Annotated in this window: 14 protein-coding genes; 5 read left to right on the top strand and 9 right to left on the bottom strand. The window is 68.4% G+C overall.

What is annotated here, in order from left to right; translation table 11 throughout:
- The first annotated feature begins 145 nt into the window (after nt 1-145).
- Nucleotides 146-574 (top strand): GNAT family N-acetyltransferase, encoded by a 429-nt coding sequence (locus C6Y44_RS19660; protein WP_120280160.1) that lies wholly within the window; start codon nt 146-148, stop codon nt 572-574.
- Nucleotides 575-627: 53 nt separating this feature from the next.
- On the opposite strand, the gene C6Y44_RS19655 is transcribed toward C6Y44_RS19660, so the two are convergent.
- Genes C6Y44_RS19655 through C6Y44_RS19645 form a run of 3 tightly spaced genes read right to left on the bottom strand, consistent with a single transcriptional unit; the run spans nt 628 to nt 3,037 of the window.
- Nucleotides 628-1,431 carry an exodeoxyribonuclease III gene (locus C6Y44_RS19655; RefSeq protein ID WP_120280159.1) on the bottom strand — a complete coding sequence of 268 codons (804 nt, stop codon included), beginning with the start codon at nt 1,429-1,431 and terminating at the stop codon, nt 628-630.
- Nucleotides 1,432-1,449: 18 nt separating this feature from the next.
- On the bottom strand, nt 1,450-2,415 hold the full coding sequence (locus tag C6Y44_RS19650; RefSeq protein ID WP_159417678.1) for an N-acetylglutamate synthase, CG3035 family: 966 nt from the start codon (nt 2,413-2,415) through the stop codon (nt 1,450-1,452).
- A gap of 22 nt (nt 2,416-2,437) precedes the next feature.
- Nucleotides 2,438-3,037, bottom strand: coding sequence for a peptide deformylase (locus C6Y44_RS19645; protein WP_120280157.1), 600 nt, complete (start codon nt 3,035-3,037; stop codon nt 2,438-2,440).
- Nucleotides 3,038-3,169: 132 nt separating this feature from the next.
- Here C6Y44_RS19645 and C6Y44_RS19640 point away from each other — a divergent pair, with 132 nt between their 5' ends.
- From C6Y44_RS19640 to C6Y44_RS19625, 4 genes are all read left to right on the top strand, one after another.
- A complete protein-coding gene (locus tag C6Y44_RS19640) occupies nt 3,170-3,520 on the top strand; it encodes a DUF3263 domain-containing protein (protein WP_016691601.1) in 351 nt (116 codons plus the stop codon).
- 77 nt (nt 3,521-3,597) lie between these two features.
- Nucleotides 3,598-4,242, top strand: a complete 645-nt coding sequence (locus tag C6Y44_RS19635) for a LytR C-terminal domain-containing protein (protein WP_120280156.1) — start codon at nt 3,598-3,600, stop codon at nt 4,240-4,242.
- A 91-nt stretch (nt 4,243-4,333) separates the two neighbouring features.
- The gene (locus tag C6Y44_RS19630; protein WP_120280155.1) at nt 4,334-4,975 is read left to right on the top strand and encodes a superoxide dismutase family protein; all 642 of its coding nucleotides are present in this window, start codon (nt 4,334-4,336) and stop codon (nt 4,973-4,975) included.
- Nucleotides 4,976-5,076: 101 nt separating this feature from the next.
- A complete protein-coding gene (locus C6Y44_RS19625) occupies nt 5,077-6,198 on the top strand; it encodes a glutamate--cysteine ligase (protein ID WP_120280154.1) in 1,122 nt (373 codons plus the stop codon).
- Nucleotides 6,199-6,238: 40 nt separating this feature from the next.
- On the opposite strand, the gene mnhG is transcribed toward C6Y44_RS19625, so the two are convergent.
- Genes mnhG through C6Y44_RS19595 form a run of 6 tightly spaced genes read right to left on the bottom strand, consistent with a single transcriptional unit; the run spans nt 6,239 to nt 12,518 of the window.
- Nucleotides 6,239-6,568, bottom strand: coding sequence for a monovalent cation/H(+) antiporter subunit G (gene mnhG / locus C6Y44_RS19620; protein WP_120280153.1), 330 nt, complete (start codon nt 6,566-6,568; stop codon nt 6,239-6,241).
- A complete protein-coding gene (locus C6Y44_RS19615) occupies nt 6,565-6,825 on the bottom strand; it encodes a monovalent cation/H+ antiporter complex subunit F (RefSeq protein WP_060650582.1) in 261 nt (86 codons plus the stop codon). The genes mnhG and C6Y44_RS19615 overlap by 4 nt, the downstream gene beginning before the upstream one ends.
- Nucleotides 6,822-7,370 carry a Na+/H+ antiporter subunit E gene (locus tag C6Y44_RS19610; protein WP_120280152.1) on the bottom strand — a complete coding sequence of 183 codons (549 nt, stop codon included), beginning with the start codon at nt 7,368-7,370 and terminating at the stop codon, nt 6,822-6,824. Before C6Y44_RS19610 ends, C6Y44_RS19615 begins: the two co-directional genes overlap by 4 nt.
- Nucleotides 7,370-8,959 (bottom strand): Na+/H+ antiporter subunit D, encoded by a 1,590-nt coding sequence (locus C6Y44_RS19605; protein ID WP_120280151.1) that lies wholly within the window; start codon nt 8,957-8,959, stop codon nt 7,370-7,372. Before C6Y44_RS19605 ends, C6Y44_RS19610 begins: the two co-directional genes overlap by 1 nt.
- The gene (locus tag C6Y44_RS19600) at nt 8,956-9,684 is read right to left on the bottom strand and encodes a Na(+)/H(+) antiporter subunit C (protein ID WP_120280150.1); all 729 of its coding nucleotides are present in this window, start codon (nt 9,682-9,684) and stop codon (nt 8,956-8,958) included. The genes C6Y44_RS19605 and C6Y44_RS19600 overlap by 4 nt, the downstream gene beginning before the upstream one ends.
- Nucleotides 9,681-12,518 carry a Na+/H+ antiporter subunit A gene (locus tag C6Y44_RS19595; RefSeq protein ID WP_159417681.1) on the bottom strand — a complete coding sequence of 946 codons (2,838 nt, stop codon included), beginning with the start codon at nt 12,516-12,518 and terminating at the stop codon, nt 9,681-9,683. Before C6Y44_RS19595 ends, C6Y44_RS19600 begins: the two co-directional genes overlap by 4 nt.
- Nucleotides 12,519-12,696 lie beyond the last annotated feature (178 nt).

Below are 12,696 nucleotides of genomic sequence, written 5' to 3'. Positions count from 1 at the left end.
CGAGGGTGTGTTCGATCACGGCCGGGCGGCGCTGAGGCGGGTGCACTTTGCGAAACACGACAGCGTTGCCGCCGGTGGCCGCCTCGTTGCTCTATAGTGGCATAGGTCACAGTTCGATCACGCAACACCCCCATTGGAGGCGCTCATGAACACGAGTTCGCCGGACCTCGCCGTGTCGGACAACGCCGACCAGAACCGGTTCGAACTGCGCCTCAACGGCGATCTCGTCGGCATCCTGGGGTACTACGACTTCGAACGCGCTCCGGCGCCGAACCCGCCGGTCGTCGACTTCATGCACACCGTGATCGTCGAGGATTTCGGCCATCGGGGTCTCGCGGCCGTCCTCGTCGGTGGTTCGCTCGATCTCGCGCGCAGCCGAGGTTGGCGGGTGCGGCCGGTGTGCACCTATGTGCAGCGGTTCCTGTCGTCGCACGAGAACTACCGCGACGTCGTCGTGGCTCTCGAGCCGCCGCGCACGGAACCCAAGCGCACGGAAGCTCAGCGCACGGAACCCCAGCGCAAGGAGAATCGGCGCAGGCAACCGCAGCGCAAGGTGCCCGCCCGCAAGGCCTGATGCCTGCGCGGGCGGTTCACCCGGCCAGGAATCCGCTCAGCGATCGAATCCGCTCAGAGGTCGAGGTCGACGATGACCGGTGCGTGGTCGCTCGCGCCCTTGCCCTTGCGTTCGTTGCGGTCGATCTCGGCGCCCGTCACCCGTGCCGCGAAGGCCGGTGATCCGAGGACGAAGTCGATCCGCATGCCCTGCTTCTTGGGGAAGCGCAGCTGGGTGTAGTCCCAGTAGGTGTACACCCCGGGGCCGGGCGCGTACGGACGGACGACGTCGGTGTAGCCGACCTCGGCGAACGCGTGGAAGGCGTCGCGCTCGGGCTGCGAAGTGTGCGTCTTGCCCTCGAAGAAGGCCGGATCCCACACGTCGTCGTCGGTGGGGGCGACGTTCCAGTCGCCGACCAGCGCGATGGGCTGCTCGGGCGCTGCGGTGGCCCACGCGTGCGCGTCGGCGCGCAACTTGGCGAGCCAGTCGAGCTTGTAGGTGTAGTGCGGGTCGTTCAGATCGCGGCCGTTGGGGACGTACAGGCTCCACACGCGCACACCCGCGCACGTCGCGCCGATCGCCCGCGCTTCGAGCGCCGGATCGACCTCCGGGTCCTTGGAGAAACCGGGCTGGTCCTCGAAGCCGATCTGCACGTCGTCGAGGCCCACGCGCGACGCGATGGCCACACCGTTCCACTGGCTCAGTCCGACGTGCGCGACGCGGTAGCCGAGTTCCTCGAAGCGTTCGTACGGGAACTGCTCGTCCTTGCACTTGGTTTCCTGCATCGCGAGCACATCCGTGTCGGTTCGCTGCAACCAGTCGAGGATGCGGTCGGTACGGGCACGGACGGAGTTCACATTCCAGGTAGCAAGGCGCACACGCCCACTGTAGGCGACCTATCCGACGGGTTCGGAGGCGTACCGGTAGCGGTGGTGGTCGACGAAGCCGAGTTCGCGATACAGGGCGCGCGCCGCGGTGTTCGACTCCTCGACCTGCAGATATGCGTGGGTCGCGCCTTGCTCGCGTGCCCAGCGCAGCAGGGCGCCGCACACGAGTGTGCCGAGTCCGCGACGCCGGTGTTCGGGAGCGACCTCGACGGTCGACAGACCCACCCAGCGGCGTCCGTCCGGCGCGTCGGTGATCGCCGCGCGGCAGATCGCGAGGGGCGGCTGCCCGGGTGCTCCGATGCGGCCGAACCCGAGGATCCCCGCGGCCACCGAGCCGAGCACGTCCTGCGCGAGCAGCGGGTCGGCGTCGGCGCGGTGGAGCGACATCCAGTCGGCGTCCGGCCGGTCGGTGATCGTGACGGGGGTGGGCTCCGGCGGCAAGGGGACGTTCGCGAGGTCGGCGCCCATCACGAGTACCGGCTCCGAGGTCGGCCACCCCTCGGGGACCCGGGCGAGGCGATCGGGTACCAGCAGTCGCAGCGGCAGTCCGCGCGCCGCGAACCATTCGCGGAGCCGGGCGCGGACGGCCGGATCGGCGGGGTCGGCCACGGTGCCGCGTTCACCCAGCGGCGTCGCCGAATTGGCGCGCCGGGTGAAACCGTGCCCGGCGCGCACGAGCCAGCCGTCCACCCAGGCCGATTCGAGACCGGGCCACCCCGCGGCGGCGGCGTGCTCGAGCGCGCGGATCTCCGAGACGCGGATCGGCCGCGCCGCGATCGGCTTGAGCGCGACGACCGAGGTGGGGGACACCTGGACGACACGACCGTCGGCGGTGCGCACCGAGACCACCGGTTCGACGGAGACGAGTTCACCGATGACGTCGGTCATCGGGTGGCTGTAGCCGGCGGGCAGGCGGTACCGCAGCACCACCCGGGTGCCGAGGGGTACGGAGGGGGCCGGACGGTCGGTCGTCATCGACGGTTCGCCGGTCGCCTCGTCAGTCGTCCTCGTCGTCGTGGCCGAACGGGTCCTCCACCGAACCGGGGAGCCAGGTCAGACCCGGGACACCCCAGCCGGCACGCTTGATGGTCTTCTTCGCGGCGCGGGCGTTGCGCCCGATCAGGACGTCGACGTACAGGAAGCCGTCGAGGTGCCCGACCTCGTGCTGCAGCATGCGAGCGAAGAATCCGTGGCCCTCGATCTCGACGGGCTCACCGTTCTCGTCGGTACCGGTGACCTTCGCCCAGTCGGCGCGACCGGTGGGGAAGTTCTCGCCGGGCACGGACAGGCAGCCCTCGAGATCGTCCTCGGGGTCGGGCATCGTCTCGGGGATTTCCGAGGTCTCGAGGATCGGGTTGACGACGACGCCACGCCGGCGCGCGACCTTGCCGGACTCGTCGCGGTCGGGGCAGTCGTAGACGAACAGCCGCTTGTCGACACCGACCTGGTTGGCGGCGAGGCCGACGCCGTTGGCCGCGTCCATCGTCTCGAACATGTCGGCGATCAGCTGAGCGAGTTCGGCGGGTGACTCGGTCACCGGCCGGGTCGGGTTGTGCAGGACGGGGTCGCCGACGATGACGATGGGAAGAATGGCCATGGTGACACAGGATAATGGGATCGACTCGCGGCGTTCTCGAACCGGTATGTGTCCCCACCCCGTGATTGAATGACTTCCGCCGAGACGCAAGGACTCTTCGTCACGGTGTGATCCAGCCAGTCGAGGAGGGAAATGGACGGCGCAGCAGCGCACGGCAACGACCGGTCCGATCTCGTGTCCCCGCAGGGCGACGGCGCATCCGCGCAGGAGCCCACCGGCGACGAGGCGAACGGCCTGAGCCGTCGCGATCTCGACATCCTGGCGTTCGAACGGCAGTGGTGGAAGTACGCCGGTGCCAAGGAGGACGCCATCAAGGAACTCTTCGGTCTCTCCGCCACCCGCTACTACCAGGTGCTCAATGCTCTGGTGGATCGTCCCGAGGCGCTCGCCGCCGATCCGATGCTGGTCAAGCGGCTGCGGCGGTTGCGTGCGAGCCGTCAGAAGGCCCGCGCGGCCCGCCGGCTCGGTTTCGACACCCGCTAGACGGGCGGCTTCCGGGCCGGATACTGCAATGTCGACACGCGCGGCCGGTCGGCAGCGCTGCGTGTGCTCGGGCAACTATGGTCGAGGTCGTGAGCAGAACCCCCGAGATCCCCAGCCGCGCGCCCGCACCCTCGGGACCGCCTCTGCGTGCGTTCGCGATGGTCCTGATCTCCCTGGGCATCCTGTTCGCAGGTCTGGGTTTCGCTTCGCTCGGTGATTCCGACGACGAACCCGCTCCCACGGCGGCACCCACCACGACGACCGCCGCAGCGCCGAGCGCACCGTCGCCGCGCTCGGCCGCGGTGCCCAACGTGCCCGCGCCCGCTGCCGCGAACGGGGGCACGTCCGCCGCCGGAACCGGCGCGACCACCACCGCGGCCGCGTCCTCGGTTCCCTCCCTGCCCGTGGCGAGCGGAACCTCCTTCGCCTCCGACACCTCGGCCGCCGCGACGGCACCGGTCCGCGTGTTCAACAACTCCGAGATCGCGGGCCTGGCCGCGCAGACCGCCACCTACCTCGAGGACGAGGGCTTCACCATCACCGAAACCGGCAACTACAGCGAGGGCCTACTGCCGCAGACCTCGGTGTTCTACGGGACGTCGCCCGGCGAGCAGCAGACCGCGACGGCCGTCGCGGAGTCGCTCGGGGTCACCGCGCAACCGCGCTTCGAGGGCATCCGCAATGCCGCCCCCGGAGTGATCGTCATCGTCACTTCGCCGTAGCGCCGGAACCGTGTCGGTCCGCCACCGGGTGGGTGCCGGAGACGCCCGGTTATGATCGGGTGACTTTTCGGCACTTCGAAGGAGCGGTTTGATGGTCTCCAGTTCCACCCGTCGCATGTCCTGGCGTGCTCTGGCCCCGATCGTCGCGATCGCCGCGGTGGGCCTGACTGCGTGCTCGAACAGCGAGGAGGCGAGCACCGAGCCGGGGACGACGCCGCCGGTGTGGACGGGATCCGCCGCACCCGCTTCCGAGGCCCACGGCGACGACCACGGCACCGAGGGCGGCAGCGAGTCGCACGCCGGTGGCTCCGCCACCGCTGCTGCGCTCACCGCCGAGCTCACCACGGTCGACGGCGAGTCGGCCGGCACCGTGTCGTTTGCCGAGAACGGTGGCAACGTCGAGGTGACCGTCGACGTCGAGGGTCTCGAGCCCGGCTACCACGGTGTCCACATCCACGAGTTCGGCCGTTGCGAGGCCGAGTCCACCGCTCCTGACGGTGGCGAGCCCGGAGCGTTCCTGTCCGCCGGCGCCCACCTGCAGGCCGGCGGCAACACCTCCGTCCCGGAGAGCGGCGACCTGGTTTCGCTCGTCGTCCGTGAGGACGGTACCGCCACCGCCACCGTCACCACCTCGGCCTTCGGCCTCGAGGACCTCGAGGGTGAGGACGGCACTTCGGTGGTCGTGCACCAGGACAACCTCGGCGCACGCCTCGCGTGCGGCGTCATCGAGTGACCGGAGTCCGAATCTCCTGAGACTCGATCTCGCAGGTAATTCCCGACACAGGGCCCCGCAGACGGACATCCGTCGGCGGGGCCCTGTGGTTGGATCGAGACGTGGCAGTCGCGTTTCCGGGATCACCCCGTCCCACGATCGGCGTGGAATGGGAGATCGCTCTGGTGGACAAGACCACCCGCGATCTCTCGAACAGCGCGGCGGTCGTCTTCGACAGGGTGAAGGAGATCGCGGGGGAGACCCCGCGGTTGACCAAGGAGTTCCTGCGCAACACCGTCGAACTCGTCACCGGCGTCCACGACACGGTCGCCGAGGCGGTCGACGACCTGTCCGAGTCGCTGTCGCTGCTGCGACGTGCCGCCGACCCGAACGGCGTGGACCTGATGTGCGCCGGTACCCACCCGTTCGCGCAGTGGACCGACCAGACCGTCACGCCTTCCCCGGACTACGACGAGATGATCAACCGCACCCGCTGGTGGGGACGGCAGATGCTCATCTGGGGAGTGCACGTCCATGTGGGGATCTCTTCGGCGGAGAAGGTCATCCCGATCCTCAACGCCATGCTCGTGAAGTATCCCCACATGCTCGCGTTGTCGGCCTCGTCGCCGATCTGGGCGGGCTACGACACGGGCTACGCGAGCAACCGCGCGCTGATGTTCCAGCAGTTGCCGACCGCCGGTCTGCCCTATCACTTCGCCGACTGGCCGCAGTACGCGGAGTTCATCGCCGACCAGCTCAAGTCCGGAGTCATCAGCCACCCCGGGGGCATGCACTGGGACATCCGGCCGGCGCCGAAATGGGGCACCCTCGAGGTCCGGGTCTTCGACGGCATCACCAACCGCGCAGAACTGGCCGCCCTCGTCGCGTTCGTGCATTCGCTCGTCGTCTACTTCGACGAATGTCTCGAACGGGGCGAGGAACTGCCCGTGCTGCAGCCGTGGCACGTCAAGGAGAACAAGTGGCGTGCGGCGCGCTACGGACTCGACGCGGAGGTCATCCTCGACCCGGTGTGCACCGAGCGGCTGGTCACCGACGACCTGAACGATCTGCTCGAGCAGATCATGCCCACCGCGGTGCGGCTCGGCTGCGCCGACGAACTCGCGCGGGTCGCGGACATCCCGGTGCGGGGAGCGTCCTATCAGCGTCAGCGGCGGCTCGCGGAACGGACGGACGGCGATCTCGTCGCGGTAGTGGACTCGCTCGTGCAGGAACTGAAGGAGTGATCGGCCGAGGACGTCCCGGCCGTCAGGCCCTCATCGGTTGTCAGGCACCGCCGGGAGCGTCCTCGTCGAGCAGACCGTCGCGACCGAGCTGCTCCCGGTAGGCGACGCGGCCGACCCGGTGGGCGATCACGGGGGCGGTGAGCACCATGAACATGCCCGCCAGGGCCATCATCCAGATGTCGACCGAACTACGCAGGATGATCATGGAACCGCCCAGCACGAACAACAGACCCACCACCTGGGGCTTCGTGGCAGGGTGCATGCGCGACAGGGTGTCGCGGAAACGCACCACGCCGATCGCGGCGGTCAGCGAGATGACCGCCCCGATGAGGATCAGGATGTGGGCGAAGGTGTCGATGATCGTCGTCATCCTTCGTCACGCACCCGGAATCGAGCCACGGACACCGATCCGATGAAGCCGACCAGGGCCAGCGCCACGGTGGCGGGCAGCACCGATGTGTCGCGTGTGTACACCGCCCAGATCGCGATGCCGCAGATGCCGAGCGCGAGCAGGGCATCCACGCCGACGAGCCGGTCGAGGGAGTTGGGACCCGCGATCACGCGGTAGGTGATCAGGACCGCGGAGACGAACAACAGTGCCCCCGCGATCGCCAGTGTCACGGTCACGTCAGTTCCTCCGTTCCGCTGCGCCAGGGGCTGGCCTGCCATTCCGACTCGCGTTCGAACGTCCGGATGAGAAGGCGCTCGATGAGGCGGGCGGAACGGTAGAAGTCGGCCACGGCCTTGTCGGTACTCACGTCGAGGACGTGCACGTACATGATCCGCCGCACCTGGTCGATCTCGAGCACCATGGTGCCCGGGATGTTGTTCATGATGTCCGTCCACAGTGTCAGCACCAGGTCGGACTTGATGGTGAGCCGGCAGCGCAGCACGCCGGTGACCGGCGGCGGGGACGGCCGGATCGCGAGCCACGCCACGTTGATCGTCGAGCGGATGGTCTCGCCGAAGATCACCGCGCCGAGTCGCATCGCAGACCACACGTGCAGGCGACCTTCGACGGGCACACGCGGCAGCGGCAGCACGAACATGACGACGAGCGAGACGGCCATGCCGCCGAGAATGTTGGCGATGCTGAAGGTGCCCCACAGCAGCACCCACACCAGGGTCGTCCATCCCAGAACGAACAATCGCAGGACATTGGCACGTTTCATCATTCCTGCTCACCCCCCAGCACGGCCTCGATGTACACCGTGCGGTCGCGCAGGTTCTCCGCGGCACGGTTGCTGATGTCGAGCAGGGGACCGGCGAAGACCGTCAACGACACACCGATCGCGACGAGCCAGACCGTGGGGACGAGCATCGCCGCCGGCATCCGGCCGACGTCCGGGCGTTCCTCGAAGGAGATGTCGGTGGCGGATTCGTCGATCAGCGCCGAGGGGCCGATGTCGGCGAGGTCGCCTTCGGGGGCGTCGGCGCGTGCCCGCCAGAATGCCTTCGTCCAGATACGCGCCACGACGTACAGCGTCAGGAGGCTGGTCAGGACACCACCGGCGACGAGGACCCAGGCGAGGACCGAACCGTCCTCCGCGCCGGCCTGCAGCAGGGCGACCTTGCCGATGAACCCGGAGAACGGCGGGATACCGCCCAGGTTGAGCGCCGGGATGAGGAACAGGACCGCCAGCAGCGGGGACATGAGCGCGAGGCTGCCGAGGCGTCGCAGCGAGGCCGACCCGGCCTGGCGTTCGATGAGACCCACCACGAGGAAGAGGGTGGTCTGCACGAGGATGTGGTGGCCGACGTAGTAGACGGCGCCCGCGAGACCGGTCTGCGACGACAGCGCGACGCCGAAGATCATGTAGCCGATGTGGCTGACGAGCGTGAACGACAGCAGACGCTTGATGTCGTTCTGCGCGATCGCGCCGAGGATGCCGATGATCATCGTGAGCAGACCTGCGACGAGCAGGACGTCGTCGAGTTCGCCGCCCGGGAACAGCAGGGTGTGCGCCCGGATGATCGCGTACACACCGACCTTGGTCAGCAGGCCGGCGAAGACGGCCGTGACCGGCGCGGGCGCGGTGGGGTAGGAGTCGGGAAGCCACGACGACAGCGGGAAGACCGCGGCCTTGATACCGAAGGCCACGAGCAGCACACCGAAGATCGCGGCCCGGGTGCCCGGTGAGATCTCGTCCATCCGCAGTGCCATCTGGGCGAGGTTCAAGGTGCCCGTGGCGGCGTAGGCGAAGGCGATGCCCACGAGGAAGACCAGCGAGGACACCATCGAGACCATGACGTACGAGACGCCCGCGCGGACGCGGTCGGCGCTCGCGCCCAGGGTCAGCAGGACGAACGAGGCGGCGAGGAGCACCTCGAAGCCGACGAAGAGGTTGAACAGGTCGCCTGCGAGGAAGGCGATGTTGACGCCCGCGGTGAGCGCGAGATAGGTCGGCAGGAAGATCGAGACGGGCTGCTGCTCGTTGCCGTCGTGGATACCCTGACCGACCGCGTACAGCATCACCGACAGCAGCACGATCGCCGAGACGACCAGCATCAACGCCGACAATCGGTCGACGACCAGCGAGATGCCGATCGGCGCCTCCCACCCACCGATCTGCAGTACCGCGATGCCGTCGGCGTCTGCGTAGTACAGCAGCGCCACACACACGACGAGCGAGGCGACCAGCGCGAAGACGGTGATCCACCGCTGAACGCGCGGACGGCGGCCGACGATCAGGGTCGCGGCTGCGGCGAGCAACGGGATGAGGACGGGGAGGGGAACGAGGTTCGCGACGCTCAGGTTCATCGGCGATCCTCCTTCCCGTTCTTCTCGTCGTCTCCGGTCCGCTCGCCCTCGGCAGGGTCGGGGGCCTCGGGGTCGGGATCGTCCGCACGGACGGCCTCGTCGACCTCACCGGCACGGACGGCCTCGTCGGCGTCCTCGGCACTACCGGGCTCGTCCGTCCCGCCCTGGTTCTGCGTGTAGGCCGAGTCGGTCGGGTCGTCGAAGTCGCCGTCGTGCAGATCCTCGTACGCCTCGAGGTCCTCGATGTTCTTGAGCTGGTCGAGCGGGATCGGGTTGCCCGCGGCGTCGAAGGCATCGCCGCTCTTGCTCGGGATACCGGTGAGCGGGTCGTCGGAGCGGTCTCGTGACGGCAGGTCGGCGAGACTGCGCCGCTGCGACACGAGGGTGTCCTCGGGGTCGTTCTCGATCTCGTCCCGTGCGCGGTAGGTGTAGGAGCGGTAGGTCAGTGCCAGCACGAACGCCGCCACACCCATCGTGATGACGATCGCGGTGAGGATCATCGCCTGCGCGAGGGGATCGGCCATGTCCGGCTCGACGTCGCTCTCCACACCGACGATGGGTGCATGACCTGCGGGACCGCCGAGGGTCAGCAGCAACAGGTTGATGCCGTTGCCGGCCAGCAGCAGCCCCAGCAGCATCTTGATGATGCTGCGTTCGAGCAACAGGTACACACCGGCCGCGACGAGCACGCCGACGACGGCGAGGAGCGTGATGTTCGCGGTCATCGGCCCTCACCCACGGTCTCGGCGTCGAGGCGAGCACCGAGGCTGCGCAGCACGTCCAGGATCAGGCCGACCACGATGAGGTACACACCGAGGTCGAAGAACAGTGCGGTCACGAGCTTGATGTCGCCGAGCAGCGGCAGCGTGAGCTCGAGGGTCGCCGACGACAGGGCCGGGGCGCCGAGGAACATCGACACCAGTGCGGTGCCCGCGGCGAAGGTGAGTCCGAGGCCGAGGATCTTGCCGGCGTCGATGGGAACCGCCTCTCCGAGCTCGTAGCGTCCGCCGGCCAGGTACCTCAACACCAGCGCGAGACCGGCGACGAGACCGCCCGCGAAGCCGCCACCGGGCGCATTGTGCCCGGAGAAGAAGAAGTACACCGACAGGATCATCATGGTGGGGAAGACCAGCCGGGTGGTGACCTCGAGGACCAGCGAGCGGTAGCGCGGATCGATGAGATCGCCGCCGAGCAGCCAGGTCGTCTCGTTGCTGGCGGAGACCGCGTCGAGCTGCGCCGCGGGTGCGTCCGCCACACGTGGGGCGGTGCCGAAGCGGCGGGTGCGGAAGACCAGGCTGGCCACGCCGGTCGCAGCGACCAGCAGTACCGAGATCTCGCCCATCGTGTCCCAGGCGCGGATGTCGACGAGCAGGACGTTGACGATGTTCTTGCCGTCACCGCCGTAGTAGGCGGCGTCGGGCAGCAGCAGCGAGATCGGATCGGTGGTGCGTGCCGCGACGGCGTAGGCGCCGATCCCGACGACCACCGCGCCCACGGCGATGCCGAGCATCGCGCGGGCGAACTTGCTGCCCATCACCGCGGCCGGGTCGGTCTCGGCGGGCAGCTTGCGCAGGACCAGCACGAACATCACGAGGGTGACGGTCTCGACGAGGAACTGGGTGAGCGCGAGGTCGGGAGCTCCCTGGAGGGCGAACAGCACACCGAGCCCGTAACCCGTCACGCCCACGACCAGCACACCGCCGAGGCGATTGCGCAGGACCGTCGCGGTGACCGCGGCGGCCATCATGATGAGCCCCACCCCGAGCTGCCAGATCGAGTCCCATGCGCGCGTCGACGGCATCGTGCTCAGCCCGAAGAAGAACATCAGCACCGTCGGGAGCGCCACCAGGGTGATGAGGATCGTCGCCTGGGTCAGGGGGAGCGAACCGCGCTGCAGAAAACCGGTCAGGCGCAGGGACAGGGTGTCCATGCCCTGGAGGGTCGCGTCGTACATCCGGTCGGCGTTGCCGAGCGGCGGGTGCTCGAAGCGCAGGCGCGCGATGGTGCGGTGCGCGAGGAACAGGGCCGTGCCGCCCACGATCACCACGCCGGTCAGAGCGAGCGGCAGAGTGAATCCGTGCCACAACGCCAGGTGGTAGGGCTTGTCGAGTTCGGTGGGCAGCTCGTCGGCGTAGGGGGCGATCAGGTGATCGATCCACGAGCTCGCGAAGCCCGCGGCGAGACCGGCGAACGCGAGAACGCTCGGGGCGGTGAGCAGCAGCGGGCCGGGCGCGTGCAGGTTCTGCACCGCGGGGCTCGGACGTTTGAGCTGCTTGCGACCGAACGCACCCCAGATGAACCGGATGCTGTACGCGAGGGTGAGGATCGACCCCACCACGATGCCCGCGGTCGTGGCGATCCGCGCCCACTCGGGCAGCACCTCGGCCACCAGCGACGACTCGAGTGCTGCTTCCTTCGCGACGAACCCGATGAACGGCGGCAGACCGGCCATGCTCGCCGCCGCGAGTATCGCGATCACCATCAGATAGGGCGCGGCGGAGCCGAGGTGCGCGAGCTTGCGAATGTCGCGGGTGCCCGTGGAGTGGTCGATGATGCCGACCACCATGAACAGGCATGCCTTGAACAGGGCGTGGGCGATCACCATCGCCAGGCCCGCCAGGGCTGCTTCCCGGCTGCCCGTGCCCACCAGCGCTGTGAGGAAACCGAGCTGACTGACGGTGCCGAAGGCCAGGATGAGTTTGAGGTCGAAGGCTCGGAACGCTCGCCAGCCGGCGAGGATCATCGACGCGAGACCGAGACCGATGACGATCGGCCGCCACGCGGCGCTGTCCGCGAAGCCGGGGGCGAGCCGGGCCACGAGATAGATGCCGGCCTTGACCATCGCCGCGGCGTGGAGATATCCGGACACCGGGGTGGGGGCGGCCATCGCACCGGGCAGCCAGAAGTGCAGCGGGACCACGGCGGACTTCGACAGTGCGCCGACGAGCACGAGCACCACGGCGACACCGGCGAGCCAGCCGTGGGGTGCCGCCGCGACGACGTCGGACAGGTTGTAGCTGCCGACCATCTCGCCGAGGATGATGATGCCGACCAGCATCGCCAGACCACCGGCCGTGGTGACGAGCAGGGCCTGGGTGGCGGCACGCCGACTCGAGGCGCGTTCGGCGTAATGCCCGACGAGCAGGAACGACAGGACGGTCGTCAGTTCCCAGAAGATGTAGAGCAGCAACATGTTGTCGCTGACCACCAGACCGAACATGGCGCCCGCGAAGGCGACCATCTCGGCGGCGAACACGCCCAGGCGGGGCTCGTCGTCCTCGAAATAGCGCGAGCAGTAGAGCAGGATCAACGAGCCGATGCCCAGGACGAGCACGCACATGATCGCCGCAAGCGTGTCGAAGCGCAGGTCGAAATTCATCGACAGCGTCGAGGCCCACGCGATCTGTAGTTTCTGATCGGTTCCCCAGTTGGTGACGACCCAGCCGAGACTTGTGAGGGGCACCAGCGCGAGCGGCAGGAATGCATTTCTCCCCATGACTCTGACCAGAAACGGCGCCAGAAGAGCAGCGACCGCATGGGCAACGAGTATGGCGATCAAAAGGCACTCCGTCGGGGTCGGGCCTGTCGGCGGGGTGAAACAGACTGCGGGCCGTGGGACTCGCTGTCGTCACAGCGGACGGCACACCGCCGAAACGGGGATCGCCCCGACATGCACGCCGCTCGCCGTCATCGGGCAAAACGGATTGTGCCTATCCTAACGGTTGTCTTCGCACGCT

The sequence above is a fragment of the Rhodococcus rhodochrous genome (assembly GCF_014854695.1).
Classification (GTDB): Bacteria; Actinomycetota; Actinomycetes; order Mycobacteriales; family Mycobacteriaceae; genus Rhodococcus.
This window is presented reverse-complemented; position numbering and strand designations above follow the sequence as displayed.